General features: G+C 67.3%; 24 protein-coding genes. 15 read left to right on the top strand and 9 right to left on the bottom strand.

Going from position 1 to position 26398, the window contains the following annotated elements:
• Positions 1-9: 9 nt before the first annotated feature.
• Both AC3IS2_RS10345 and AC3IS2_RS10340 read right to left on the bottom strand, forming a co-directional pair.
• The gene (locus AC3IS2_RS10345; RefSeq protein ID WP_489197651.1) at positions 10-1119 is read right to left on the bottom strand and encodes a glycosyltransferase family 4 protein; all 1110 of its coding nucleotides are present in this window, start codon (positions 1117-1119) and stop codon (positions 10-12) included.
• 221 nt (positions 1120-1340) lie between these two features.
• On the bottom strand, positions 1341-2420 hold the full coding sequence (locus tag AC3IS2_RS10340; protein ID WP_489197649.1) for a site-specific DNA-methyltransferase: 1080 nt from the start codon (positions 2418-2420) through the stop codon (positions 1341-1343).
• A gap of 327 nt (positions 2421-2747) precedes the next feature.
• Here AC3IS2_RS10340 and murC point away from each other — a divergent pair, with 327 nt between their 5' ends.
• The 8 genes from murC to lpxC all read left to right on the top strand — a co-directional run bounded on the left by murC (position 2748) and on the right by lpxC (position 15147).
• Complete coding sequence (murC, locus tag AC3IS2_RS10335) at positions 2748-4193, top strand: UDP-N-acetylmuramate--L-alanine ligase (protein ID WP_489197648.1); 1446 nt, start codon at positions 2748-2750, stop codon at positions 4191-4193.
• Positions 4194-4345: 152 nt separating this feature from the next.
• Complete coding sequence (gene murB, locus AC3IS2_RS10330; protein ID WP_489197646.1) at positions 4346-5254, top strand: UDP-N-acetylmuramate dehydrogenase; 909 nt, start codon at positions 4346-4348, stop codon at positions 5252-5254.
• Between the two features lie 122 nt (positions 5255-5376).
• Positions 5377-6315, top strand: coding sequence for a D-alanine--D-alanine ligase (locus AC3IS2_RS10325; protein ID WP_489197645.1), 939 nt, complete (start codon positions 5377-5379; stop codon positions 6313-6315).
• Positions 6303-7163, top strand: a complete 861-nt coding sequence (locus AC3IS2_RS10320; protein ID WP_489197644.1) for a cell division protein FtsQ/DivIB — start codon at positions 6303-6305, stop codon at positions 7161-7163. Before AC3IS2_RS10325 ends, AC3IS2_RS10320 begins: the two co-directional genes overlap by 13 nt.
• A gap of 25 nt (positions 7164-7188) precedes the next feature.
• Positions 7189-8514: a cell division protein FtsA gene (gene ftsA, locus AC3IS2_RS10315; protein WP_489197643.1), complete on the top strand. Its 1326-nt coding sequence runs from the start codon at positions 7189-7191 to the stop codon at positions 8512-8514.
• 347 nt (positions 8515-8861) lie between these two features.
• The gene (locus AC3IS2_RS10310; protein ID WP_489197641.1) at positions 8862-12206 is read left to right on the top strand and encodes a TonB-dependent receptor domain-containing protein; all 3345 of its coding nucleotides are present in this window, start codon (positions 8862-8864) and stop codon (positions 12204-12206) included.
• Positions 12207-12465: 259 nt separating this feature from the next.
• Positions 12466-14046: a cell division protein FtsZ gene (gene ftsZ / locus AC3IS2_RS10305; RefSeq protein ID WP_489197639.1), complete on the top strand. Its 1581-nt coding sequence runs from the start codon at positions 12466-12468 to the stop codon at positions 14044-14046.
• A gap of 201 nt (positions 14047-14247) precedes the next feature.
• Positions 14248-15147 (top strand): UDP-3-O-acyl-N-acetylglucosamine deacetylase, encoded by a 900-nt coding sequence (lpxC, locus tag AC3IS2_RS10300; protein ID WP_489197637.1) that lies wholly within the window; start codon positions 14248-14250, stop codon positions 15145-15147.
• A gap of 185 nt (positions 15148-15332) precedes the next feature.
• Here lpxC and pgeF read toward each other — a convergent pair whose 3' ends face one another.
• The 3 genes from pgeF to lgt are packed head-to-tail and all read right to left on the bottom strand — an operon-like array spanning position 15333 to position 18070.
• A complete protein-coding gene (gene pgeF, locus AC3IS2_RS10295; protein WP_489197635.1) occupies positions 15333-16115 on the bottom strand; it encodes a peptidoglycan editing factor PgeF in 783 nt (260 codons plus the stop codon).
• Positions 16112-17191 carry a class I SAM-dependent methyltransferase gene (locus tag AC3IS2_RS10290; RefSeq protein ID WP_489197633.1) on the bottom strand — a complete coding sequence of 360 codons (1080 nt, stop codon included), beginning with the start codon at positions 17189-17191 and terminating at the stop codon, positions 16112-16114. Before AC3IS2_RS10290 ends, pgeF begins: the two co-directional genes overlap by 4 nt.
• Positions 17192-17197: 6 nt before the next feature.
• Positions 17198-18070 (bottom strand): prolipoprotein diacylglyceryl transferase, encoded by an 873-nt coding sequence (lgt, locus tag AC3IS2_RS10285; RefSeq protein ID WP_489197631.1) that lies wholly within the window; start codon positions 18068-18070, stop codon positions 17198-17200.
• Positions 18071-18244: 174 nt separating this feature from the next.
• Here lgt and AC3IS2_RS10280 point away from each other — a divergent pair, with 174 nt between their 5' ends.
• From AC3IS2_RS10280 to AC3IS2_RS10270, 3 genes are all read left to right on the top strand, one after another.
• Positions 18245-18532 carry an accessory factor UbiK family protein gene (locus AC3IS2_RS10280; RefSeq protein ID WP_489197630.1) on the top strand — a complete coding sequence of 96 codons (288 nt, stop codon included), beginning with the start codon at positions 18245-18247 and terminating at the stop codon, positions 18530-18532.
• A 76-nt stretch (positions 18533-18608) separates the two neighbouring features.
• Positions 18609-19112, top strand: coding sequence for a type III secretion system chaperone family protein (locus tag AC3IS2_RS10275; protein WP_207822535.1), 504 nt, complete (start codon positions 18609-18611; stop codon positions 19110-19112).
• Positions 19112-19906: a pyrroline-5-carboxylate reductase family protein gene (locus AC3IS2_RS10270; protein WP_489197629.1), complete on the top strand. Its 795-nt coding sequence runs from the start codon at positions 19112-19114 to the stop codon at positions 19904-19906. The genes AC3IS2_RS10275 and AC3IS2_RS10270 overlap by 1 nt, the downstream gene beginning before the upstream one ends.
• Positions 19907-19924: 18 nt before the next feature.
• On the opposite strand, the gene AC3IS2_RS10265 is transcribed toward AC3IS2_RS10270, so the two are convergent.
• From AC3IS2_RS10265 to AC3IS2_RS10255, 3 genes are all read right to left on the bottom strand, one after another.
• Entirely contained in the window at positions 19925-20416 is a 492-nt protein-coding gene (locus AC3IS2_RS10265) for a hypothetical protein (RefSeq protein ID WP_489197627.1), read from the bottom strand.
• Between the two features lie 82 nt (positions 20417-20498).
• Positions 20499-21842 (bottom strand): ATP-binding protein, encoded by a 1344-nt coding sequence (locus AC3IS2_RS10260; protein ID WP_489197626.1) that lies wholly within the window; start codon positions 21840-21842, stop codon positions 20499-20501.
• Between the two features lie 7 nt (positions 21843-21849).
• Entirely contained in the window at positions 21850-22581 is a 732-nt protein-coding gene (locus tag AC3IS2_RS10255; RefSeq protein WP_489197625.1) for a response regulator, read from the bottom strand.
• Positions 22582-22669: 88 nt separating this feature from the next.
• Here AC3IS2_RS10255 and AC3IS2_RS10250 point away from each other — a divergent pair, with 88 nt between their 5' ends.
• From AC3IS2_RS10250 to AC3IS2_RS10235, 4 genes are all read left to right on the top strand, one after another.
• Positions 22670-23548: a branched-chain amino acid aminotransferase gene (locus AC3IS2_RS10250; protein WP_489197624.1), complete on the top strand. Its 879-nt coding sequence runs from the start codon at positions 22670-22672 to the stop codon at positions 23546-23548.
• A 140-nt stretch (positions 23549-23688) separates the two neighbouring features.
• Positions 23689-24960: a NupC/NupG family nucleoside CNT transporter gene (locus AC3IS2_RS10245; RefSeq protein ID WP_489197622.1), complete on the top strand. Its 1272-nt coding sequence runs from the start codon at positions 23689-23691 to the stop codon at positions 24958-24960.
• A gap of 36 nt (positions 24961-24996) precedes the next feature.
• Positions 24997-25614: a glutathione S-transferase family protein gene (locus AC3IS2_RS10240; RefSeq protein WP_489197621.1), complete on the top strand. Its 618-nt coding sequence runs from the start codon at positions 24997-24999 to the stop codon at positions 25612-25614.
• 42 nt (positions 25615-25656) lie between these two features.
• Positions 25657-25929 (top strand): hypothetical protein, encoded by a 273-nt coding sequence (locus AC3IS2_RS10235; RefSeq protein ID WP_489197620.1) that lies wholly within the window; start codon positions 25657-25659, stop codon positions 25927-25929.
• Positions 25930-25934: 5 nt separating this feature from the next.
• On the opposite strand, the gene AC3IS2_RS10230 is transcribed toward AC3IS2_RS10235, so the two are convergent.
• Positions 25935-26369 carry a PaaI family thioesterase gene (locus AC3IS2_RS10230; protein ID WP_489197619.1) on the bottom strand — a complete coding sequence of 145 codons (435 nt, stop codon included), beginning with the start codon at positions 26367-26369 and terminating at the stop codon, positions 25935-25937.
• Between the last annotated feature and the right edge of the window lie 29 nt (positions 26370-26398).

The raw sequence follows: 26398 nt of genomic DNA, 5'->3' as shown, positions 1-26398 counted from the left end.
GCTAAGGGTTCAGGCGCGGATGGCGAAACTGCGCGCCTCGTGCAGCGGACGGATCGGGGCGTCGTCCAGGACCTGGGCCGCGAACGGCCGTCGGGCCAGCAGGTCGCCGTAGACGTCGAGATAGCGCCGGGCCATGGCCGTGGCCGAGAAGCGCAGGTCGAACCGCGCCCGGATCGCCTCGCGGTCCAGCCGATGCGCCTGACCGGCGGCGACGACCGCCTGTTCCAGCGTGTCCACCAGGAAGCCGGTGGCCCCGTCCTCGATGATCTCGGGCGTCGAGCCGCAGGCGAAGGCCACGACCGGCGTGCCGCAGGCCATGGCCTCGATCATCACCAGGCCGAACGGCTCGGGCCAGTCGATGGGGAACAGCAGGGCCTCGGCCCCGCCAAGGAAGGCCGACTTCTGATCGTCGCCGATCTCGCCGACGAATTCGATCAGGGGGTTGCCCTCGACCAGGGGCTTGATGACCGTCTCCCAATAGGCCTTGTCCGCCGCATCCACCTTGGCGGCGATCTTCAGCGGCTTGCCGAGGCGCGCAGCGATCTCGATGGCGCGGTCGGGGCGCTTCTCGGGCGAGATGCGGCCGAGGAAGGCCAGATAGCCCTGCGACTTCGGGGAGAAGCGATAGAGGTCGCCCGGCATGCCGTGATGCACCGTCGCCTTCCAATTGGCCTGGGGCAGGGGGCGGCGCTGGTCGTCGGAGATGGACACCAGGCCGAACTCGGGCCAGCGGTCATAGACCTCGGGCAGGTCCTTCAGATCCAGCCGCCCGTGCAGGGTGGTGACGGTCTTGTCCGCCAGACCCCGGAAGAAGGGGAAATGCACCATGTCGGTATGGAAATGGATCACGTCGAAATCGTCGGCGCGATCCATCACCTCGGCCAGCATGGTTATGTGGGCGGCCAGGTCGGACTTCAGCGGTTCCGGGTCCAGCCGGATGGCCTGATCCCGCACCGGGATCAGCCGCGCCCGCGTCTCGGCGTCGGCGCTGGCGAACAGGGTGACGTCGTGGCCCAGATCGACCAGGGCGTCGGTCAGGTGGGCCACGACCCGTTCCGTGCCGCCGTAGAGACGCGGCGGCACTGCCTCATAAAGGGGCGTGACCTGCGCAATCTTCATCATCCGACTCCCGCGCCCCCGCTGGCGTACTGGAGTCGTCAACACGGGTCGGTGAGCGGGGTTCCAGCTTGGCTGGACTTCTTTCCTCCCCACTGGTGGGGAGGGGGACCACGAAGTGGTGGAGGGGGCGACGCAGACGTCTGCGGGGGAGTCGCCCCCTCCGTCACGCCGGCTGCGCCGCCGCGCCACCTCCCCATGAAATGGGGAGGAAAGCGTTTGCCCTACTGCATCCCGGCGCGGATTTCGGCGCGCAGGGCGTCGATGGGGCGCAGGCCCGTGTCGGTCTTGAAGCGCCAATAGGTCCAGCCGTTGCAGGCCGGGGCGTTTTCCAGCAGGGCGCCCAGCTTGTGGATCGAGCCGCTCATGGAGCCGGACACCAGCGAACCGTCGGCGCGGACGCGGGCTTCATGGTCGCCCTTGGGGCAGTAGAGCTTGTCGCCGGGGGCCAGCAGGCCCGCCTCGACCAGGGCGCCGAACGGCACCTTGACCTCGGCCCGCTTCGAGCCGGTGACGACCAGATCCTCGGGCGCGGTCGGGATGACGGCCTTGATCCGCTTCTCGGCGACCTTGGCGTAGCCCTCGTCGCGTTCGATGCCGATGAAATGACGGCCTAGGCGCTTGGCTGCGGCCCCGGTGGTGCCTGTGCCGAAGAAGGGGTCCAGGATGACGTCGCCGACGCGGCTGGCCGACAGGATGACCCGGTGCAGCAGGGCCTCGGGCTTCTGGGTCGGGTGGGCCTTGTCGCCGTTCTCGTCTTTCAGGCGCTCGGCGCCGGTGCACAGGGCCAGGGTCCAGTCCGAGCGCATCTGGGTGTCTTCGTTGAAGACCTTCAGCGCGTCGTAGTTGAAGGTGTAGCGCTTCTGCTCGCGCGACTTGGCGGCCCAGATCAGGGTCTCATGGGCATTGGTGAAGCGGGTGCCCTTGAAGTTCGGCATCGGGTTGGACTTGCGCCAGATGATGTCGTTCAGCACCCAGAAGCCCAGGTCCTGCATCGCCGAGCCCAGGCGGAAGATGTTGTGATAGCTGCCGATGACCCAGAGGCTGCCCTCGTCCTTCAGCACCCGGCGGCACTCGCTCAGCCAGGCGCGGGTGAAGGCGTCATAGGCGGCGAAGCTGTCGAACTTGTCCCAGTCGTCGTCGACCGCATCGACCTTGGAGTTGTCGGGACGCAGCAGATCGCCGCCCAGCTGCAGATTATAGGGCGGGTCGGCGAAGACCATGTCCACCGACTTGTCCGGCAGGCCCTTCAGCACCTCGATGCAGTCGCCACGCAGGATGACGTCAGTCTTCAACTCGGACATGGAAAAGCGGCCCCGGACAGATGAGAGGCTTATGGTGAATCCTTACGGTTAAGGCGGAGTAACCAAACTTAAGATCCCGACAGATCGAGAGAATCCCTGGAGGCGCGTCGCCCCCAAAATCCGCTCATCCCGGCGAAGGCCGTGATCCAGATCATATGACGGAGCGCTCGCCTCATCTGGCTTTGCGCGTCCTGTCTGGACATCTGAGCGCCTTACAATCTGGATCCCGGCCTTCGCCGGGATGAGCGACGAGAGCCGCCTTCTCCCGCTAGGGGAGAAGGAAAGAAGGGTATGCAAATCGCATCCCGTCTGAGCTATGAGGCGAGGATGATCGCACGCCTTCGCCCCGTCCCGTTCGCCCTTGGGCCTGTCCACTTCGTCGGCATCGGCGGCATCGGCATGAGCGGCATCGCCGAGATCATGCTGAAGATTGGCTACCAGGTGTCGGGCTCGGACGCCAAGGCCAGCGCCAACACCGAGCGGCTGGAGCGTCTGGGCGCCCGCATCTACATCGGCCACGACGCCGCCCATGTGACCGAGGGCGTCTCGGCGGTGGTCTATTCCACGGCGGTCAAGGCCGCGAACCCCGAACTGGTCGTCGCGCGCGAGCGCCGCATTCCCCTGGTCCGCCGGGCCGAGATGCTGGCCGAGCTGATGCGCCTGCAATTCTCGATCGGCGTCGGCGGCACCCACGGCAAGACCACCACGACCTCGATGGTCGCCTGCCTGCTGGACGCGGCGGGCCTGGACCCAACCGTGGTCAACGGCGGCATCATCAACGCCTACGGCACCAACGCCAAGGTGGGCGAGGGCGACTGGATCGTGGTCGAGGCCGACGAGAGCGACGGCAGCTTCCTGCGCCTGAAATGCACCGTGGCGATCATCACCAACATCGACCCGGAACACCTGGACCACTACGGCGACTTCGACGCGGTCAAGAAGGCGTTTTGCGACTTCATCGAGGACATTCCCTTCTACGGCTTCGGCGTCGTCTGCCTGGACCACCCGGAAGTGCAGAAGCTGGCGGCCCAGATCGATAACCGCCGCCTGGTCACCTACGGCCTGAACCCGCAGGCCATGGTCCGCGCCGAGAACGTGCAGATGTCGCCCGACGGCGCCCGCTTCGACGTGGTGGTGCAGGGCCAGGGTCTGGCCGCGCTGGAAGAGCCGACCCGCATCGAGGGCCTCTATCTGCCCATGGCCGGCTGGCACAATGTCTCCAACTCGCTGGCCGCCATCGCCGTGGCGCGCGAATTGGGCGTGGACGACGACGCCCTGCGCGCCGGTCTGGCCGGCTTTGGCGGGGTCAAGCGTCGCTTCACCACCACGGGCGTGGTCGGCGGCGTGCGCGTCATCGACGACTACGGCCACCACCCGGTCGAGATCGCCGCCGTGCTGAAGGCCGCCCGTCAGGTGGTCCAGTCGGCCGAGAACCCGGGCCGCGTCATCGCCGTGGTCCAACCGCACCGCTACACCCGCCTGCGCGACCTGATGGAGGACTTCTCCACCTGCTTCGCCGACGCCGACAGCGTTCTGGTCGCCGACGTCTATCCGGCGGGCGAACAGCCCATCGAGGGCGTCGACAAGCACGCCCTGGCCGACGGCATCCGCCGCTATGGCCACCGCAATGTCGCGGCGCTGGAAAACGCCGCCGTCCTGCCGCGCGTCATCAAGGATGAAGCCAAGCCGGGCGATCTGGTCGTCCTGCTGGGCGCCGGCGACATCACCAGTTGGGCCTACGCCCTGCCGGCGCAACTCGAAGCCCTCGCTTAAGGTTTTCCTTTATCCGCTCATCCCCGCGGAGGCGGGGACCCAGGGCTTTGGCTGCTGAGCGCGACGCTATGGGTCTTGCGTGGATTTTCCCAACCGGGCATCGCATGGCTCTTACTGGGTCCCCGCCTCCGCGGGGATGAGCGGAAATTTGCATGTCCTGGTCCGATAATCTCCCCACCGTGCGCGGCAAGCTGCTGCTGAACGAGCCGCTGGGGCCCTACACCTGGTTCCGCGTGGGCGGGGCGGCGGATGCCCTGTTCATTCCGGCGGACGCTGACGATCTGGCCGACTTCCTGAAGGCTCTGCCCGCAGCCGTGCCTGTCACCATCATCGGCGTCGGCTCCAACCTGATCGTGCGCGACGGCGGGGTCGAGGGCGTGGTGATCCGTCTGGCGGGCCGGGCCTTCGCCGCCATCACGACCGAGGGCGACACCGTCACCACGGGCGCGGGCGCGCTGGACTCGATGGTGGCCAAGGCTTCGGCCAAGGCGGGAATCGCCGGGCTGGAGTTCTATGCCGGCATTCCCGGCACCATCGGCGGCGCCCTGACCATGAACGCGGGCTGCTACGGCGCCGAGACCAAGGACGTTCTGGTCTCCGCCTGGGGCCTGACCCGCCAGGGCGAGCGGGTCGAGCTGGGCCTGGCCGACTTCGGCTACACCTACCGCCATTCCAACGCCCCGGCCGACATCATCTGGATGGAGGCGACCTATCGCGGCACGCCCGACGCGCCCGAGGCTGTCGCCGCCCGCATCAACGAGATCACCAGCCGCCGCGAAACGACCCAGCCGATCCGCGAAAAGACCGGTGGCTCGACCTTCAAGAACCCCGAAGGCCATTCCTCGTGGAAGCTGGTCGATGAAGCAGGCTGGCGCGGCAAGCTGCGCGCCGAGACCGGGGGAGGGGCCAAGTTCAGCGAACTGCACTCCAACTTCATGATCAACCCGGGCGAGGCCACGGCCGCCGACATCGAAGGTCTGGGCGAGGCGGTTCGCGCCGACGTTCTGAAAAAGACCGGCGTTCAGCTGGACTGGGAAATCAAGCGGATCGGCCGGAAGTAGCGTCCTTCTCCTTCAAGGTGGAGAAGGAAAAGACGCGACGAATTCCGCTTCGGCCCCGCTATCGTTTCCAACCGGTTAACCGTATTCAGGGCATAGGGGCGGGCTAGTAGTCGGATCGTCCCATGCGCGCGCCCCTGAACACCCTCCACGTCGCTGTCCTGATGGGCGGCCTGTCGTCGGAACGCGAGGTTTCGCTGTCGTCCGGCCGCGGCTGCGCCGACGCCCTGGAAGGGCAGGTCGCCAAGGTCACGCGCGTCGACGCCGGCCGCGATCTGGCCCAGGTGCTGACGGCGCTGAAGCCCGACGTCGTCTTCAACGCCCTGCACGGAAAATGGGGCGAGGACGGCTGCGTCCAGGGCATCCTCGAGACGCTGAACATTCCCTACACCCACTCCGGCGTCCTGGCCTCGGCCCTGGCGATGGACAAGGACAAGTCCAAGGCCGTGCTGAGCGCGGCGGGCGTGATCGTGCCTGGCGGCGGCCTGTTCGACCGGCATGAGGTCGCGCGCGGCCACGTCATCCCGCCGCCCTACGTCATCAAGCCGAACGCCGAAGGGTCCTCGGTCGGCGTCTATGTGGTGCATGAGAGCGCGGAGTCTCCTCCGGTCGAGGTGGGCGCTCCGGAATGGAAGTACGGCGACTTGGTCATGGTCGAGCCCTTCATTCGCGGCAAGGAACTGGCCGTCACCGTCGTGGGCGAGGCCTCTGGCCCGCGCGCCCTGACCATCACCGACATCACCCCGGCCAAGGGCTTCTACGACTACGAGGCCAAGTACGCCGAGGGCGGGTCCAAGCACGTCCTGCCCGCCGAACTGCCCGCCCACGTCTTCGAGGCGGCTCTGCGCCAGTCCGAGCTGGCTCACACCGCCATGGGCTGCCGCGGCGTGTCGCGATCCGACTTCCGTTATGACGATGTTAACGACGTTCTCGTTCTTCTGGAGGTCAACACCCAACCCGGCATGACGCCGACCTCGCTCAGTCCCGAGCAGGCGGCCTATGTCGGGATGGCGTATCGTGATCTGGTTCGGTGGATGGTGGAGGACGCCTCATGCCCGCGGTAGTGCGCGGCGGTCGGCGACAGGGCGCGACGAAGGGCAGAGGGCCGCAAAAAGGGTCCCGCAACGCACCGGCTGTGCCGGGCAAGGTCGCCGCCATCGGTCGGCTGGACCTGTCGCCGCGCGCCGTCCTGATCTCCATCGTGGCGGGCGTCGTGGTGCTGGGCGGGGTCCTGGCCACCGGGGCGCGGGCCGAGCGCATCTCCAACTCGGTCTCCAATCGTTTCGACAGCGTCACCTCCGGCATGGGCCTGAAGGTGAAGAAGGTCCACGTCACCGGCGCCTCGCCCGAGGCCAGGGCGGCCATCCAGCAGGCCGTCGGCGTCAGCGCCGACCAGCCCATCGTCAGTCTGGACCTGAACGCCGTGCGCGACCGGGTGCAGGCCGTGGGCTGGGTCAAGGAGGCGCGCGTGGTGCGCCTGCTGCCCGACACCCTGATCGTGGACGTCAAGGAACATGACCGTCTGGCCGTCTGGCAGACCGCCGGCCACGCCTATGTCATCGATAGCCGGGGTCAGGTGATCCAGGGCGCCGACGCCGGCCGCTATCCCAAGCTGCCGCTGGTCGTCGGCAAGGGCGCCGATCAGACCGCCGCCGAGATCCTGCCGTTGCTGGCCCAGCGGCCGCGCCTGATGGCGCGCATCGACGCCCTGGTCCGGGTGGACGAGCGCCGCTGGGACCTGCGCCTCAAGGACGGCGCCCTGATCCAACTGCCCGCCGTCGATCAGGACTCCGCCCTGATCCGCCTCGACGCGCTGGACCAGCGCGAACGCCTTCTCGACCTGGGCTTCGCCCGGGTTGATCTCCGCACGCCCGAGGAGGTCGCCGTCCGGCCCTCCGAAGGCGCTGTCTGAACCGAATACCCAGGACACGAGCATCATGGCCGGACGCAGCCGAGACACGAACACGGATCAAGCCAAGGGCACCCCGCGCGCTCCGGCCGTGGCCGCGCTCGACCTGGGCCAGTCCAAGGTCGCCTGCTTCATCATGAAGCCCGAGGGCGTGCGTCACGCCGACCGCACCATCCGCGTCGCGGGGGCCAGCCACGTCCAGTCGCGCGGCGTGCGCGGCGGGGCCATCGTCAACATGGACGAGGCCGCCCAGGCCATCGGTCACGCCGTCGAGCGGGCCGAGCGCGCCGCCGGCTCGCCCGTCTCCGGCGTCATCGTCACCACGGCCATCGGCCAGATGGCCAGCCACCGGGTCCAGGCCCGCGTCTCGCTGGGCGCTCATCCGATCAGCGACGGCGACCTGGCCCGCGCCATCGGCATGGCCCTGGCCCAGATCCGTCTGCCCAACCGTCGCCCGATCCACGTCCTGCCCATCGCCTGGTCGGTGGACGGGGCGCGCGGCGTCCACGATCCGCGTTCGATGCGCGGCGGCTCGCTGGGGCTGGACCTGCTGGTCGTCTCCATGGCCGAAGGCGCCTTCGGCGCCCTCAGCCACTGCCTCGAACTGGCCCATCTGGACCTGCAGGGCGTCGCCGCCGCTCCCGTCGTCTCCTCGCTCGCCGCGCTGGAAGAGGACGAGATGGAGCTGGGCAGCGTCTGCATCGACATGGGCGGCGGCTCGACCTCGGCGGCCGTCTGGGGCGGACGCAGCCTGCTGCATATCGAAAGCCTGAACGTCGGCGGCGATCACGTCACCGCCGACATCGCGCGCGGCCTGTCGACCTCCAAGGTCGGCGCCGAACGCCTGAAGACCCTGCATGGCTCGGCCATGGCTTCGGCGAATGAGGACCGCGAGATGCTGGAGGCCCCGCCGCGCGGCGAGGACGCCGCCGCCGGTCCCGTCATCGTCCCGCGCGCCATGCTGAAGACCGTCATCGCCCCGCGCGTCGAGGAGACGCTCGAACTGCTGCGCGACCGGCTGAAGCACGCCGGCGTCGGCATGGACCCGGGCGCGGGCATCGTCCTGACCGGCGGCGCCAGCCAGCTGAACGGCGTGCGCGAACTGGCCGTGCGCGTGTTCGACCGCCCGGTCCGACTGGGCAAGCCGCAACGCGCCCCCCACCTGGCCGACGCCGCCTCGGGCCCCGCCTTCTGCTCGGCCTCCGGAGTCCTGCTGCGCGCCGCCTACGGCCCGCGTGAGGCCGTCTCGGCCCGCAAGCTGATGTCCCGTCAGATCACCGCCGCCGACGCCCCCAAGGTGCACCGCGGCGGCATGGTGGCCCGCGCCGCCGGCTGGCTGCGCGACAACCTGTAGGTTGTACGGGCGCGCGATCGCGCGCCGAATTAAGCCTCACTCTGGCCGCCTTTGGACGCACGTCGTGTGATGACGGGCGTGCTTCGGCGTACGAAATCGGATGAAAACGGGTAGTTTTTTCCGGCAAGGTGCCGCGCGTCGGAATGATTTTCGTTCACGGAGCGACAGTCTGTCATCTATGACCGGACTGTGTCCTGATTGTTACATGTTTGACGCTGGATGGCCCGATTTGGGTCACAAAGCTTGTCCGTGCGTCATTTTCGATTAGACGGGACCATCTGACAGGTGGAGCGCCTTGCGCGATTCCGCCCGTGCTGCAGTTCACTCAAGGTTGGGGCCAAATCCAAATGCATCTGAAGCGCAAGTATCTATTCGGGACGACCGTCCTGGCCGGCGTCATCGCCGTTTCGGCTCCGGCCTTCGCTCAAGAGCGTCCGACGCCGGTCGCTCCGGTTCCCGTGGACGGTCAGGCGACCGATGTGGGCGAGATCGTCGTCACGGGTTCGCGTATTCGCCGCGACCCGGTGAACGCGCCGACGCCGCTGATCCAGGTCAACCGTGAACAGCTGATGGACACGGGTCTGACCAGCGTCATCGACTATCTGGCGACCATTCCGGCCCTGTCCAACTCGCTGGTTCCCTCGGACACCACGGGTTCGCTGAACATCGCCGGCGTTTCGGCCGCCAACCTGCGCACCCTCGGCACCGACCGCGTTCTGACCCTGATCGACGGCCGTCGTCAGGTCGGCGCCCAGGTCGGCCGCCTGCTGGTCGACGTCGACACCATTCCGCGCCTGCTGATCGAGAACATCGAGATCATCACCGGCGGCGCCTCGTCGGTCTATGGTGCTGACGCCGTCTCGGGCGTTCTGAACTACAACCTGCGCAAGGACTTCGAAGGCCTCGAGATCGACGCCAACATGGGTCAGATCGCAGGCGACGACCTGGACGGCCCGATGACGCGCCGTATCTCGGGCCTGATCGGTAAGAACCTCTTCGACGACCGCCTGAACGTCTACGCCTTCGCCGAGTACGAGAAGGTCGACCACGTCCAGGGTGAAGACCTCGCCTGGCTGCGCGACGGCCGCACGGTCGTCTCCGTGGATGCCGATCCGTCCAACCCGCTGATCGGCCCGGCCACTGACGGCAACTACGACAGCGCCCTGTTCTACGACGTTCGCTATGTCGGCCGTCCGCGCTGGGGCGTCACCAACGTCGCCAACAGCCAGCAGCCTTCGGCGACCACCAATCCGCTGATCCCGCTGGCCAACTGCACCGGCCTGACGACCGCCGCCTGCTACGCCATCGATCCGGCCAAGTCCTTCTGGTACGAAAACGGTCAGGCGCGCCTGATCAACATGGGCACGCGCATTGGCGCGGTCGGCACCAACCGTCCGTTCAACATCGGCGGCGACGGCGTCAACTCCAACACCACCTTCGGCGGCTTCTCGCGGACGCCCCAGTCGGAATCGTCCCGCTTCCAGGTCGGCGCCAACTTCAAGGTGACCGACAGCATCACCGCCTACGTCGAAGCCAAGTACGTCGACGAGGAAAGCTATATCCTCACCCAGCCCAGCTTCTTCGACGTCTATATCTCGAACAGCTTCGCTGCCACGGCGGTTCAGCCGCTGCTGGGTTCGTCGGCCTTCACGACGCGCATCGACGACAACGCCTTCCTGCCGGCCATCGTGCGTGCGGCCCTGCAGAACAACGTCGTGAACAACTATGGGGCGCCGACGACCACCACGCCGGGCGCTGTCACCAGCTCCGCGGTGCGCAACTTCGCGCGTCACCAACTGTTCGGCGTCGACCGCAGCCAGGAAAACTCGCGTCAGGTCCAGCGCTACGTCGCGGCCCTGAACGGCAACTACGAGCAAGTCGGCTTCATCCGTAACTTCGGATGGGACCTGTCCTACACCTTCGGGCAGATGGACAATTACAACAAAGAAACCGGCATGGACATTCTGCGGACGTCGCTCGCGCTCGACGCCGTGGTCGACACCGCCGGCATCGTCGCCGGCAAGCCGGGCCAGATCGTCTGCCGCGCCCAACTGCTGGCCGCCCAAGGCCGTCCGGTTGACAACTACAGCGGCAACCTGGACGACAAACGTGACTTCCTGTCCAAGACCGACCCGGAAGTCGCCCAGTGCGCCCCGCTGAACGTCTTCGGCGCCGGCAACCAGTCCGCGGAAGCCATCGCCTACACCACCGGGTCGATCTTCCTGGACGAGCGTAACCGTCAGCAGAACTTCATCGCTTCGCAGTCGGGTCAGCTGTGGGACTTCTGGGGCGCCGGTCCGCTGGGCTACGCCGTGGGCGTCGAATGGCGCAAGGAAGAGGCTCAAGGCCTCGGCCGCACCAACTCGACCGCTGGTCGCTACCTGCAGCTGAACACGGGCGGCGACTTCCTGCCGGCCTCGTACGACAGCAACGAAGCCTTTGCTGAAATCGCGATCCCGCTGCTGCGCGACAGCTGGCTGGGCGAGTTCGCCGAACTCAGCGGTTCGTACCGTGCCTTCGACTACTCGCAGTCCGGTTCGGGCGACGTCTACGGCGTGAACCTGATCTATCGTCCGATCCAGGACATCACGTTCAAGACCAGCTTCAACACCTCGTTCCGCTCGCCGAACCTGGCTGAAACCAATGCGCCGCTGACCCAGACGTTCGCCAACGGCTTCGTCGATCCCTGCGACACGCGCCAGATCACCTCGTCCGCTCGTACGGCCGAAGAGCGCACCAACCGCATCGCCAACTGCCAGGCGCTGGCGGCGGCCAAGGGTCTGACCTTCAACTGGACCGACGTGACGGCGGCCAACGCCTACCTGCCGGTCTACTCGTCGGGCATCGCCGGCGTGAACGGCGGCAACCCCGAACTGCAGCCGGAAACCTCGGAATCCTTCACCTTCTCGACGGTTCTGCAGCCGCGCTTCATCCCGAACTTCTCGATGGTTCTCGACTACTACGAGATCAAGATCGACAGCGTGATCCAGTCGGTTTCGGCTCAGATCCTCGCAAACCAGTGCGTGGACGGTCCGGCTCTCGACACCTTCTCGTGCGCTCGCATCTTCCGTGAAACGGGCGCCGCGGATTCGATCGGCAGCTTCCAGGTCGGTCGCCCGAGCGGTCACCCGGTCGGCGGCTTCGTCCAGGTTCCGCTGAACTACGCCCGTCGTGAAGTCCGCGGTCTGGACTTCAAGGCGCGCTACGGCTTCGAAACGGCTGACATGATCGGCCGGGACTGGGGTTCGATCACCTGGGATCTGGGTGGTTCGTGGCTCATCACGCAGAAGAACTACAACAGCTTCACCTCGCCTGACTTCTTCACGGAATCGGCGTCGACGCCCTTCTATCCGCGCGTTCGTCTGACGAACCGGATCACCTGGCAGCCGAACCCGGACCTGTCGATGACCTGGACCACGGACTGGCAGACGGCCCAGAACATCACCTTCATGCGTGATTTCGTCGCTGGCGGTAACACGGACTCGCGTCCGGTCAGCAAGCTGCACACCGGCAACTTCGCGCGCAACGACTTCTCGGTTCGCTACTCCGTGAACGAAGAAGTCACGGTGCGCGCCGGTGTGACCAACGTCTTCAACAAGTCGCAAAACCCCTGGTTGGGCGACACGCTCTACTCGAACTTCGACCCCTACGGTCGTCGCTTCTACATCGGCCTGAACTTCCGTCCCTGGTAAGTTCGGTTCGATCCGAAACGGAAAGGGCGGCTCGCAAGAGCCGCCCTTTTTGCATCCGCCGTCGATCATCGGAGGAAAAATGAAGGAAATCTGCGGTCAAGCTGCGGGTTCCCGCTTTCAAACCGTCCGACTCATATTACCGAGGTAACTCTCCGTTAACGTAAAAGGGGTTTTCCTTAACGCGCTCATAACCAATGCGATTCGGCGGGGATTTCGCACTGGGGTTAACGGGCAGGGTCGGAAAGTCGGAACAACAATCATGTCTCTCTCGCTGGTGAAGCCGCAACACACGGAACTGAAGCCCCGGATCGTCGTCTTCGGCGTCGGCGGCGCGGGCGGAAACGCCGTGAACAACATGATCGACGCCGGCCTTGAAGGGGTCGAGTTCGTCGTCGCCAACACCGACGCCCAGCACCTGAGCTTCGCCAAGACCGACCGCCGCATCCAACTGGGCGAGACCATCACCCAGGGCCTCGGCGCCGGCGCCCACCCCGAAGTCGGCATGAACGCCGCCGAGGAGAGCGCTGACGAGATCCACGCGCACCTGGACGGCGCGCACATGGTCTTCATCACCTGCGGCATGGGCGGCGGCACCGGCACCGGCGCGGCCCCCGTCATCGCCAAATGCGCGCGCGATCGCGGCATCCTGACCGTCGGCGTCGTGACCAAGCCCTTCACCTTCGAAGGCCGTCACCGCATGCGTCTGGCCGACTCGGGCGTCGCCGAGCTGCAGCGGTACGTCGACACCCTGATCGTCATCCCGAACCAGAACCTGTTCCGCGTCGCCAACGAGCGCACGACCTTCGCCGACGCCTTCGGCATGGCCGACCAGGTGCTGCACTCGGGCGTGCGCTCGATCACCGACCTGATGATCCTGCCGGGTCTGATCAACCTCGACTTCGCCGACGTCCGCGCCGTCATGTCCGAAATGGGCAAGGCGATGATGGGCACGGGCGAGGCCACGGGCGACGACCGCGCCCTGCTGGCGGCTCAGAACGCCATCGCCAACCCGCTGCTGGACGAAACCAGCCTCAAGGGCGCCAAGGCCGTGCTGGTCAACATCACCGGCGGTCTGGACATGACCCTGCTGGAAGTCGACGAGGCCGCCAACGCCATCGCCGCCGAAGTGGACGGCGACGCCAACATCATCTTCGGCGCCGCCTTCGACCCGGCCCTGGACGGCAAGATCCGCGTCTCGGTCGTCGCCACCGGCATGGACGAGGCCGTCATCCAGAAGATCGAACCGCAGGGTTCGGCCTTCTCGGATCGTCGCCCGACCACGATGGCGCCGCGTCAGCCGGAAGTCCGCATCGACCCGGTTCGTGAACCGGTCCGCGCGCCCGAGCCCGCCCCGGTCTATGAGGCCCCTGCCGCCCGCGCCGCGCCCGAGCCGCGTCCGGAACCCGTCATCCATGACGCGCCGCGCAACCTGGAGCCGATCGTCGATCCCTGGGTCGAGGAATACGAATCCGGCGCCGTCCGCGCCGAACCGGCCGCCGCCTCGCAGGGCGATCTCTATTTCGACCGCGGCCAGCCGCAACAGCAACAGCAACAGCAACAGCCGCAGGCCCGTCCGGCCCCGCGCCGCGAAGAGCCGGTCGCTGAAGAGGAATACTACGACGACCGCGATCACCGTCGCAGCGGTTGGAGCCTGTTCGGCAAGAAGCGCCAGCAGCCGCAACAGCAGCAGCCGTCCTATGCGCCGCAGCCGTCGTCGAACCGCACGACCCAGCAACTGCGTCAGTCCCAGTCGGTCCAGCCGACCCAGGACTTCCAGGCTGGACACGCCGAAGACGACGACCTGGAGATCCCGTCCTTTCTTCGCCGCCTCGCGAACTGATCGGACCAGACCCTGATTGAAACGCCCCGGAGCCAGGCTCCGGGGCGTTTTGCTTTGCTACGGCCATGGTCGTCTGTGGGCGTCAGACCGAAACAATCCGAAACCCATCTTTCATTTCTTGCTTGAGCGGTCGTGGCTAAACGACAGGCGAGGCGAACTCCGCACCCCTGGCGCGGAGCCGCGCAACAGAGAGTTTTGAGCTTGCCGGTCCGTCACGACCATCACGAACAGACCATCGTCGCCCCGGCCATCTGCGCCGGCGTGGGCGTCCACACCGGCCAGCGCGTCAAGCTGGTCGTGCGTCCGGCCGCGCCGGGCGCGGGCATCGTCTTCGTGCGCACCGACGTGACCGACCGCGACAACCGCATCCCCGTCTCGGGCGAGGCCGTCGTCGACGCCCGCCTGAACACCATGATCGAGAATGCGGCGGGCGTGCGCCTGTCGACCATCGAGCACCTGATGGCCGCCCTGTGCGCGCTCGGCGTCTCCAACGCCGTGATCGAGGTCGATGGCCCGGAACTGCCGATCCTGGACGGCTCGGCGCTGCAGTTCGTGCAACTGCTGGACCGCGCCGGCTTCCGCCGTCAGGAAGCCCCGGTCCGCTATATCGAGATCCTGAAACCGATCCGGGTGGAGGAGGGCGACAAGTCCGCCGTCCTGCTGCCCTGCGACCGTTACGAGATGCGCTTCGAGATCGACTTCCCGACGCCGGTCATCGGCAATCAGGTGGTGGACTTCGTCGTGGACGAGGCGACCTTCCGCTCGGACATCATGGCCGCCCGCACCTTCGGCTTCGCCCATGAGGTCGAGGCCCTGCGCCAGGCCGGTCTGGCCCGCGGCGGTTCGCTGGAAAACGCCGTGGTGATCGACGGCGACGAGATCCTGAACCCCGGCGGCCTGCGCATGGAACGCGAGTTCGTGCGCCACAAGGCCCTGGACGCCATCGGCGACCTCTATGTCCTCGGCGCGCCCCTGCTGGGCCGCTACGAAGGCGTCAAGGCGGGCCACGCCCTGAACAACAAGCTGGTCCGCGCCCTGCTGGCCCAGCCCGACGCCTGGCGCGAAACGACCCGCGTCCCCGACATGGCGATGGCGGGCTGATTTGCTGACCCTTCTCCCGATGGGAGAAGGTGGCAGGCGTAGCCTGACGGATGAGGGGCGGCGGCTGCCGTCGGCGTAAGCCGTCGCGCTACGGCTAGCGCCGACGGCCTCCTAGAACCCTCACCCTTTCGCCTTGCCGATCGCTTCGCTCTCGGAGGCTCAAGCCCTCTCCCATCGGGAGGGGGTTAATCGAGCGCGATCGTCGAGATCAACCGCCCGAAGTCCGGCTCTCCCGCCAGAAACGCCCGCCGGTTCGAATAGAACCGCGTCGCGTCCGCGCGCGTGTCGTCGCCGGTCCAGGCGGCGTCGCCGACGCCGGACTGCTCCAGTCGCCACAGGACAAAGCCGGGCAGGTCGAACAGGCGTTTGTCCTCGGCCGCGCCGGGGGCGAAGAAGCGTTCGCTGCCGGGATCGTGGTGGGCGAACCGCTCCTGATAGTCGGCGTCGACCTCATAGGAGCCTTGCGCGATGCAGGGGCCGATCACGGCGACCATGCGTTCCGGGCGGGCGCCCAGGGCCTCCATCGCTGCGACGGTCGAGTGGAGGATTCCGCCGAGCGCGCCCTTCCAGCCCGCATGGGCCGCGCCGACCACGCCGGCCTCGGCGTCGGCGAACAGGACCGGCGCGCAGTCGGCGGTCAGGACGGCGCAGATGGGGCCGCGCACGGCGCTGACCACGGCGTCGCCCTCGGGCCGTTCGCCCTTCCAGCCGCTGTCGGCCACGCGGGCCACGGCGGAATGGACCTGATAGCAGCCGCACAGGTCGTCAGCTCCGCCGCCCATCCATTCGGCCACGCGCCGACGGTTCTCGGCCACCAGCGCGGGATCATCGCTGGATCCCACGCCCGTGTTCAGTCCGGCGTAGATGCCCTCGGACACGCCGCCCTCGCGGGTGAAGAAGCCGTGGCGCACCCCGGCCTTGTCCAGCAGGGGGTGGGTGATGGGCCCAAGATGCAGGTTGAGGCTCATGCTTCAAATCCCGGCAGGGCCAGCGAGCGGGGCGAGAAGATCGCCGCCGCCTTGAACAGGTCGCCCATCTGGTCCGGCGCGGTCAGGCGGTCCAGCTGACGCTGGATGACCGGGGCGGCGTCGGGGCGGGCCTGCATCAACCGCTGGGCGCGGGCTTCGATCCCCAGGGCCTTGAGGAAGGCGCCCTGACCGACGCAGCCGGTCACGTCGGCGCCGGTCCGCACGGCGGCCTCCAGCACCAGGGGATAGTCGGCCCATTGCGTCAGGTCGGCCTCGCCCGGCGTCGCCAGCGGATCGACCTTCTGATGGCGTCGCAGGCCCTGCAGGGTGTCGCCCGCGCCGGGCTTGGCGCGGCCGTAGTCGATCAGCAGGGCCGCGCCCGAAGCCGCCTTGACCAGGGTCGCCAGATCGCGCGCGAAGGCGGCCTGCTGCTCTGAAATCTCGACCACCTGACCCGGTTCGACATCATACTCGGGCCGGTCGAAGCCGCCTGAGATGGCGACCAGGCCGAAGGTCAGTTCATTGTCGTCGGTGACGCCGATGCGGCGCTCGGCCCAGCCGCCTTCGGTCTTCATGAACTGGCGCGCGGGCAGGCAGTCCAGCACCTCGTTGGCGATCAGGATGACGGGGGCGTCGGTCTCGATCTGATGCAGGGCGCTGAGCCAGCGGGGGTGGACGTCGGCGTCGGCCAGTCGTCGCGCCTGTTCGGCCCGCAGCGGCGCGCTGGGTTCGATCAGGATCAGGTCCACGGCCTCCAGGAAGCCCGGGACCAGCCGCGCGGCGCGCAGGGCGTCCGAGATCAGGGTGCCGTCGCCCGGCCCGACCTCGACCAGCCGCACCCGCTCGGGCGCGCCCAGGCGGCTCCAGACCTCGATGGCCCACAGGCCGATCAGTTCGCCGAACATCTGGCTGACCAAAGGCGCGGTTATGAAGTCGCCGCCTTCACCCAGCGCCGGACGCGTCGAATAATAGCCGTCCTTGGGGTCGTGCAGGCAGCGGGTGACATAGTCCGCCACCGTCATCGGCCCGGTCAGCACGATCTCGCGGACCAGCCGGTCCTTGAGGGTCTCGGTCATGGCTTCTTACGCCTCCGCGACGACCGGCGTCTTCAGCGCCCGCCAGATCAGCCAGGCGCCGGCCAGCATCATCGGGATCGACAGGATCATGCCCATGGTCAGGCCCAGCGGCAGGTTCTCCAGTCCGGCGTCAGGCTGACGCACGTTTTCCAGGGCGGCGCGGCAGACGCCGTAGCCCATCAGGAACAGGCCGGTGACGAAGCCCGGACGCTTCAGCATCCGCCACTTCCAGATGGCCAGCGACAGGATGACGAGCAGCAGCAGACCCTCGAGGCCCGCCTCATACAGCTGGCTGGGGTGGCGCGGTTCGTTGCCGGCGGGGCAGAAGCCGTACATCTGTTCGATGCGGGCGTTGCAGAAGCGGATGGCCCAGGGAACCGTCGTCTCGCGGCCCCACAACTCGCCGTTGATGAAGTTGGCGATACGGCCGAATAGCAGGCCGATGGGCGCGACCGGCGCGATCAGGTCGCCCAGGCTGAGCGGATTGATCTTCTGGCGGTTGGCGTAAAGCATGATGGCGACGACGACGCCCAGGAAACCGCCGTGGAAGGACATGCCGCCGGTCCACAGTTGCAGCAGCTCCAGCCGCTCGCCCCAGTTCTGACCCGTGAACACCTGGGCGAACATCGACGGCTGGTAGAAGAGGGCGTAGCCGAAGCGACCGCCCAGGATGACGCCGAGCGTGATCCACAGCACCAGGTCGTCCAGTTGCGGTCCCGTCACCGGCGGTTTGCCCGGCGCCCACAGCCGTTCCGTCTTGGCCAGACGCGAGGCGTACCACCAGCCCAGCACGATCCCGGCGACATAGGCCAGGGCGTACCAGCGGATGGGCAGGGGGCCGAGGTGGATCAGGACAGGGTCGAATTCGGGGAAGGGCACAGGGCCTCCGTCAGCGCCGTTTTGAACCCTTCGTCGTCTAGCAAGCGAGACTGCATTCGTCGCGCGCTTTTCCAGCGAAGCAGTTTATAGCCGGTTCGGACGGAAAGGTTTCGTTCACCCAATTTACGACGCCATTAACCATATACTGGTGCGGCAAAGACGCGAGAGTTCATCATGCAGACGCGCAATCCGATCCTCGACGAGTTCGCCAAGCTGACGACCGGCGCCATGGGTCTGGCCCAGGCGGCGGGCGACGAGGCCAAGGCCGCCTGGCGCGCCCAGACCGATCGTTTCGTCGCCGAGATGGATCTGGTGCGCCGTGACGAGTTCGACGTGCTGAAGGACGAGATCGCCGCCCTGCGCGCCGAGATCGCCGAGCTTAAGGCTCAGAAATCGCCCGCGAAAAAGGCCTCGGCCGGAACGTCCACAGCTGCGAAGCCCGACGCCGACGCAGCCGGTTGAGCCGAATCTCCGAACACGTTTACCGTTCGTTTGCAGGTCGTGAGTCGCGGCCCTCGAGTAAGAATGTGAATCCCTGATGGATGCAGCCCGACCCGAAGAGGTCGACGTTCCCTACGACCCCCTGGATGTCGTGGAGCATGTCCTCAACGCGGAGAACCTGCCGTTCGACCGCACGGACGACGGCGACCTCGCCTTCGCCCTGGCCGGCGACTGGAAGGACTATGAGCTGTGGTTCGCCTGGCGGCCCGAGGGCGACTGCCTTCAGCTGTGCTGCGCGCTGGACCTGCGGGTCATGAAGACGCGCCGCGCCGCCGCCTATGAACTGGTGTCGATGATCAATCAGCGCACCTGGCTGGGCCATTTCGAGATCTGGCCTGACGAGGGCGAGATCGTCTTCCGCCATTCGCTGGCCCTGCCGCACAGCGAGCGGCCGACTTTGGCCCAGGCCGCGTCCATGATCGACGCCGCCATCGAGGCCGCCGACCGTTATTACCCCGCCTTCGACTTCATGGTGCGCGGCTCCAAGAAGGCGCAGGAGGCGATCGACGCCTGCCTGTTCGAAACCGTGGGCACGGCCTGATGCGCCGCCCAGTCGTCCTGCAAGGCGTAGGGCGGCTGGGCTCGGCCATCCTGGAGGGCTGGCTGAAGACCGGCGCGGTCGATCCCGCCGATCTCATCATCCTGACCCCGTCCGAAAAGCCCGCCGCCGAAGCGGCGCGGGCCCTGGGCGCACGCATCAATCCGCCGCTGGAGGCCCTGGCCGACGCCCGCGCCTTCGTCATCGGCGTCAAGCCGGCCAACTGGTTCGAGGCCTCGCGCCCGATCCTGCCGCATCTGGCCCCCGACGCGGTGATCGTCTCGGTCATGGCCGGAGTGAAGGGCGAGACGATTTCCGCGGGCTTCGACGGCCGTTCCGTCGTGCGCATCATGCCGACGACCGGCGTGGCCCAAGCCCAGGGCGTGGCGACCATCTGGGCGGCCGAGGGCGCGGCCCGCGTCGTGGGCGAAGCCCTGTTCGCGCCCATCGCCGAGACCGTCCATCTGGACGACGAACCGACCATGCATGCCGCGACCGCCGTGTCCGGCTGCGGTCCCGCCTATTTCTTCGCCTTCACCCGCGCCCTGGCTCAGGCCGGGATCGAGGAAGGCCTGTCGCCCGAGGCCGCCGTGCGGCTGGCGCGCGCCACGCTTCGTTCGGCTGCTGCGGGCGTGGAAGGGACCGAGGCGCTGGACGCCCTGATCGACCGCGTGGCCTCGCCCGGCGGCGTGACCCAGGCTGGACTTGTGGCCCTGAACGCAGACGGCGCCCTCGACCGGGCGGTCGAGAGCGCCGTTCAGGCGGCTGTGGCCAAGTCCAGCGAACTCAGCGACTGACCTTTAGCGCCCGGTCATTCAGCGTTTGACGTAGCGGCCTTCGGCCAGGTTGCGCGCCAGCCGGTTGTAGGCGGTGCTGGCGTCCTGCCAGGTGGTGAAGCCCTGAACGTCCGCCAAGGTATTGGAATAATAGTCGAACTTGACCGGCTGAACCTCGCCGTTCGCCATCGTGATCGAGCCTTCGACAGCGGCGCCGCCGATCGAGATGCTGCGGATGGGGTCCAGACCCGGCTTGTCGCCGATTTGCTGCATGGTCGGGCGGTTCGGCTTCAGGTCGGTGATGACCAGCTCGATCCGGGCGCCGTCCAGGGCGTGACGCGCGGTCAGGGTGCGCTGGACGGTGCGGGTCAGGTCCTCGACCTGTTGGCGGACGTCGCGCTGGCCGAGTTCTTCGGCGGTCTTGGCGAAGTCAGGACTGACGGTGACGACGACGGCGGAGGGTTGGGCGGCTGCAGCGCCGGCGAGCGCCAGGGCGGCGGTGAGCGGTGCGAGGAATGCGAAATAGCGCATCATACGAACTCCTGATCCAGGCCCCCCTGGAACGGGCTCAAGATGGCGATGATTTTACGGTGACGCTAGGGGGCGCGGCAATTTATCCCGGCAGGCGGATCAGCGCCTTCAGCCCGCCCATGTCGCTGCGGTCCAGGGTGATGTCGCCGCCGTGGCCGCGCGCCACGTCGCGGGCGATGGCCAGGCCCAGGCCCACGCCCTTGCGGTTCTGGTTGCGCGAGGCGTCCAGTCGGGAAAAGGGGCGGAAGGCTTCTTCGTGCATATCCTCGGGGATGCCGGGGCCGTCGTCCTCGACCGCGATCTCCAGACCGCCGGAGGGCAGGGGGCGGGCCGACAGGCGCACGTGCTCGCCGTGCGAGGCGGCGTTGCCGGCCAGATTGTTCAGCGCGCGGCGGAAGGCCAGGGGGCGGATCTGGGCGTCCAACTCGTCGGGCGCCTCGACCGTGACCTCGGCGCCGGCGCGGCGGGCGTCCTCGGCGGCGCGGCGCAGCATCTCTGGCACCGAGACGGCCTGGATCGCCTCGCCCGCCTCGCCGCGCGCGAAGGCCAGATACTCGTCGATCATGTGCTCCATCTCGTCCAGGTCGCCCTTCATCGCCTCGGCGCGCTTGAACGGCGGGGCCAGGGCCAGTTCGAGCCGCAGACGGGTCAGGGGCGTGCGCAGGTCGTGGCTGACCGAGGCCAGCAGGGCAGTGCGCTGGTCGATATGGCGCTGGATGCGGCCGCGCATGTCGAGGAAGGCGGTGGCGGCCGCCCGCACCTCGCGCGCGCCATGCGGCTTGAAGCGCGGCACGCTCTCGCCCCGGCCGAAGGCTTCGGCGGCGTCGGCCAGACGTTCGATGGCCCGCACCTGATTGCGGATGAACAGGACGGCTACCCCTAGCAGCAGAACCGTCGCGATCATCAGCCACAGGACGAAGATATGGGCCTGGGTCGCCACGGCCCGCTCGCGCGGGGCGATGATCCGCAACACGCCGTCGGGTTCCTGCACCCGGATGTCGACATAGGCGGGGTAGCGGGTGGTGTCGAACCAGAAGGGCTGGTCCAGGCGCGAGACTAGCGCCTTCTCCATCGTTCGGTCGACCACGCCGATCGCTCCGCGTCTTTGCTCGTCGGGCAGCTTGGCCCCGTCCTGGAAGGCGACCGACAACTGCATGGACCGTTCAGCCCGGTCGGCGATGACGCTCAGGTTCTGGGGCGTCGGATCGTCGCGATAGCTTTCGGCGGCCCAGGCGACGTCGCCGGCCAGGCCCTCGGACAGGCGTGCCGTCACAGCCTGCCAGTGGGCGTCGAAGAAGGCCCAGGTCACCGCCCCCTGCATGATCAGCACCGGCAGGACGATGATCAGCAGCGACCGCCCCCACAGCGAGGTCGGCAGGCGGCGCTTGATCATCCGCGCCCAGACGTTGAAGGGCAGCAGCCTCATCCTCGGATCAGTCCGGCGCCAGCATGTAGCCGACGCCGCGCACGGTCTGCAGATAGCGCGGGTTCTTGGGGTCGGCTTCCAGCTTGCGGCGCAGGCGCGTCACCTGCACGTCCACGGCGCGGCCGGTGATGTCGGCCGTGTCGGGCGACAGGTTCATCCGCTCGACCGGCGAATGGGCGTGGACAGCCAGGGTCTTGAGCAGTTGCGCCTCGGCCTCGGTCAGGCGTTGCAGCGTCCCGTCGCGGGTCAGCTCCAGTCGTTCCATGTCGAACACCGCCGGGCCCATGCGGATCTCGCGCGGCGTCAGCGGCTTGCCGCCGGTGCGGCGCAGGATGGCCTCGATCCGCAGCGCCAGTTCGCGCGGGTCGAAGGGCTTGGACATGTAGTCGTCGGCGCCGCGCGACAGGCCCTCGATCCGGTCGTCGGGGTCGCCCTTGGCGGTCAGCAGCAGGACGGGGGTCTTGGACAGCGAAGCCTGGCTGCGGATCCAGGTCGTCAGGTCAAAGCCGCTCTCGCCCGGCATCATGACGTCCAGCACGATCAGATCGAACTCGATCAGTTCGACCAGGCGCCGCGCCGCGCCCGCGTGGGCGGCGCCGGTGACGCGATAGCCTTCGCGCGCCAGGAACTCTTTCAGCAGTTCGCGGATTCTGTCGTCGTCATCGACGATCAGCAGATGACGGCCCGTGCCGGGTGATGCGACAGGGCCGGAACGGCCGTTGGAACGCGTATCGGTCATGCTTTGGGCGATCCTGCCGAACGCAAGGCGTTGACGGCGGCGGGAGAGAGGAGTGTAACCCGATCATATCCGCGGGAGACGTTATTCAATGGCCTTCGTTCCTTTCGACGATCGTGACGGCTGGATCTGGTTTGACGGGGAATTCGTTCCCTGGCGGGAAGCGAAAACGCACGTTCTGACCCATGGCCTTCACTACGGCTCGTCGGTGTTCGAGGGTGAGCGTATGTACGGCGGCGAAATCTTCAAGCTGACGGCGCACAGCCAACGGCTGAAGCGCTCGGCGGAACTGCTGGACTTCGACATTCCCTATAGCGTGGCCGAGATCGACGCCGCCTGCAAGGAAACCTGCGAAAAGAACGGCCTGACGGAATGCTACATCCGTCCGGTGGCCTATCTTGGCGCCGAACAGCTCAGCGTCTCGTCGCTGAACAGCAAGGTCCACCTGGCCATCGCCGCCTGGGAATGGCCCAGCTATTTCGACCCCGAGGTCAAGAAGAAGGGCATCCGTCTGGAGTGGGCCAAGTGGCGCCGCCCCGACCCGGCCACCGCCCCGTCGACGGCCAAGGCCGGCGGCCTCTACATGATCTGCACCATGTCCAAGACGGCGGCCGAGAAGCGCGGCTTCGCCGACGCCATGATGCTGGACTGGCGCGGCTATGTCGCCGAGGCGACCGGCGCCAACGTCTTCTTCGTCCAGAACGGCGTCCTGCACACCCCGCGCGTCGATCACATCCTGGACGGCATCACGCGCCAGACCGTGATCGAGATGGCCCAGGCCAAGGGCATCGAGGTCGTGGTTCGCGACATCCTGCCGGAAGAGCTGTCGAACTTCTCGGAATGCTTCCTCACCGGCTCGGCCGCCGAAGTCACGCCGGTCAGCGAGATCGGCGATTATCGCTTCACGCCGGGCGACCTGTCGCTGAGCCTGATGGACGACTACGGCAAGCTGGTCCGCGGCCAGCTCTGATCGCCGTCTGATACTGAACCGAAGGCGGAGGATTCATCCTCCGCCTTTTTCTTGCGCCTCTTGCCAGCCGCGCGCGGCTGTCGTTCATGCGCAGATGAGAAACCGGCTCCCGTAGCGCCGGTCGCGGAGCCGCCTTTCCCATGTTCAGCCTTCTGAACCTCCAGAGCCTGTTCGGCCTGGTCGTCATCATCGCCGTCTGCTGGGCGGTGTCCGAGAACCGCAAGGTCTTCCCGTGGCGGCTGGCGCTGGGCGCGGTGGCGGTGCAGGCGGCGCTGGTGCTGGCGACCTTCGCCATTCCAGGTTCGCAGGTGGTGCTGGACGGCATCAACAATGCGGTGAAGGGGCTGGAGCTGGCCACGGAAGAGGGGACCAAGTTCGTCTTCGGCTATCTGGCGGGCGGGGATCAGCCCTACGCCGTGGCCAACGAAGGCGCCCTGTTCACCTTCGCCTTCAAGGTGCTGCCGCTGATCCTGGTGATCTCGGCCCTGTCGGCCCTGCTGTGGCACTGGCGGATCCTGAAGTGGATCACGCTCGGCTTCGGCTTCCTGTTCCAGCGGACCATGGGCCTGGGCGGGGCCTCGGCCCTGGCGGTGGCGGCCAACGTCTTCCTGGGCATGATCGAAAGCCCCATCGTCATCCGCGCCTATCTGGACAAGCTGACCCGCTCGGAGGTGTTCCTGATGATGGTGGTCGGCCTGGCCACCGTCGCCGGTTCGACCATGGTGGCCTATGCGACCATCCTCGGCCCGGTCCTGACCAATGCGGCGGGCCACGTCCTGGTCGCCTCCATCGTCTCGGCCCCGGCCGGCGTCCTGCTGGCCCGCGTCATCATCCCCGAGAAGCCGGGCGAGGGCGGGGCGGTCGCCGACTACAACTCGGCGCTGAAGTACGACAGCTCCATCGACGCCATCGTCAAGGGCACCTCTGACGGCCTGATGGTGGTGCTGAACATCTCGGCCGTTCTGATCGTCTTCGTGGCCCTGGTGGCCCTGGCCAATGTCATGCTGGGCGCCTTCTGGATCGGCGGCGAGGCCTTGAGCGTCGAGCGCATTCTGGGCGTGGTCTTCTCGCCGCTGGCCTGGCTGATCGGGGTGGACTGGGCCGATGCGCAGAAGGCCGGCTGGCTGCTGGGCGTCAAGCTGACCCTGACCGAGTTCGTCGCCTTCATCAAACTGGGCGAGGTCCCGGCCGGCGACATGAGCGAGCGTACCCGGATGCTGATGACCTATGCCCTGTGCGGCTTCGCCAACATCGGCTCGGTCGGCATCACCGTCACCGGCCTGTCGGTGCTGATGCCGGAGCGCCGTGAGGAGGTCCTGGGCCTGGTGTGGAAGGCCCTGTTCGCGGGCTTCCTGGCCACGCTGATGACCGCCTGCATCGTCGGGGCCATGCCGGCCTCGGTGTTCGCCTGATCGTGTCCCTCGGGGACCGCTGAGAGGATCCTCCGGATGAAGCTCTACACCTCGCGTCGCGCGCCCAATCCGCGCCGGGTCCGCTGGGTCATGGCCGAGAAGGGCATCGAGAATGTCGACTTCGTCGAGGTCGATCTGCTGTCCGGTCAGCACCGCGCGGCGGAATACCGCGCCAAGGTGGGCGTGCCGCACGTCCCGGCGCTGGAGCTGGACGACGGCACCTGCATTTCTGAATCCATCGCCATCTGCCGCTATCTTGAGGCGCTGAACCCGGAGCCGAACCTGTTCGGCCATGATCCGAAGGAGCAGGCGCTGATCGAGATGTGGACGCGCCGCTGCGAGATCTATCTGGCCAATCCGATGATGCTGAACGTGCGCTTCAGCCACCCGGCGCTCGCTGCGCTAGAGGCGCCTCAGCCGCAGGTGGCGGAATACAGCCGTGTCGGCGCCGAGAAGTTCATGCGCACGCTGGACCGGCAGCTGGCCGAGCACGAATTCATCGCCGCCGACCGCTTCACCATCGCCGACATCGTCGCGGCGGTCGGGCTCGACTTCGCCCGACTGGTCAAATACCGCCCGCCCGAGGAGTTGGTCCACCTGGCCCGCTGGCTCGAGGCCTGCCACGCCCGTCCGGCCGCGAAGGCCGGGGTCTAAGACGTCTTTTCGGACCCGATCCGTCGTGCCAAGCTGGGCGGTATGAACAGAGCCTTCACGATCACACTCGCCCTGGGTCTCGCCGTGTCCGCCGCCGCCTGCACGGACAGCCGGCGCGCGCGCAACGACGCCACCTGGAGCGACCGCCCCGCCGACATCACCTGCTGGACCTATGGCGTCGAGACCTTCAAGGGCCGCTCGACCGGCAAGGTCGAGTACAACGACGGCGGCCGGATCGCCTTCGTGGACGCCGCGAACAACCGCTACACCACGGTCGATGGCGAGTGCCGGGTGGTTTACGCCCCGGCGAAGTAGGGCTTTCAGTCCCGCGGCGTGAACTTCCGGATCACGCCCGAGAAGGTCAGCAGCAGCCGGTCGCCTGTGTTGATCTGGCCGCGCACGAAGATCAGGCTCTTGCCCGCCTTCGTCACCTGGCCGGTCGCCTCGATCAGTTCGCCGACATAGGCGCCGTCGATGAAGGTGGAATCCAACTGCACGGTCACGCCGGACGCGCCCTCCATCTCCTGATAGGCGATCTGGAACATGGCGATGTCGGCGAAGGTCATCAGGCAGCCGCCGTGCATCCGGCCGCCGGCGTTCATGTGCTTTTGCTCGGCGCGGAAGGCGCAGCGCATATGGCCGTCGGGGTCCAGCTTGCCGTAGAAGGGGCCCACCACCACGTCGAAGGTGTCGTGCAGGTCATAGGTCTGCCAGCCGGCGAACTCGCCTTCGGCGACGGTGATTTTCGCAACCATGTCGGTTTCGCCTTCTTTCCGGTCTTGCA

The organism is Brevundimonas sp. KH_025 (assembly GCF_057839885.1).
This window is presented reverse-complemented; position numbering and strand designations above follow the sequence as displayed.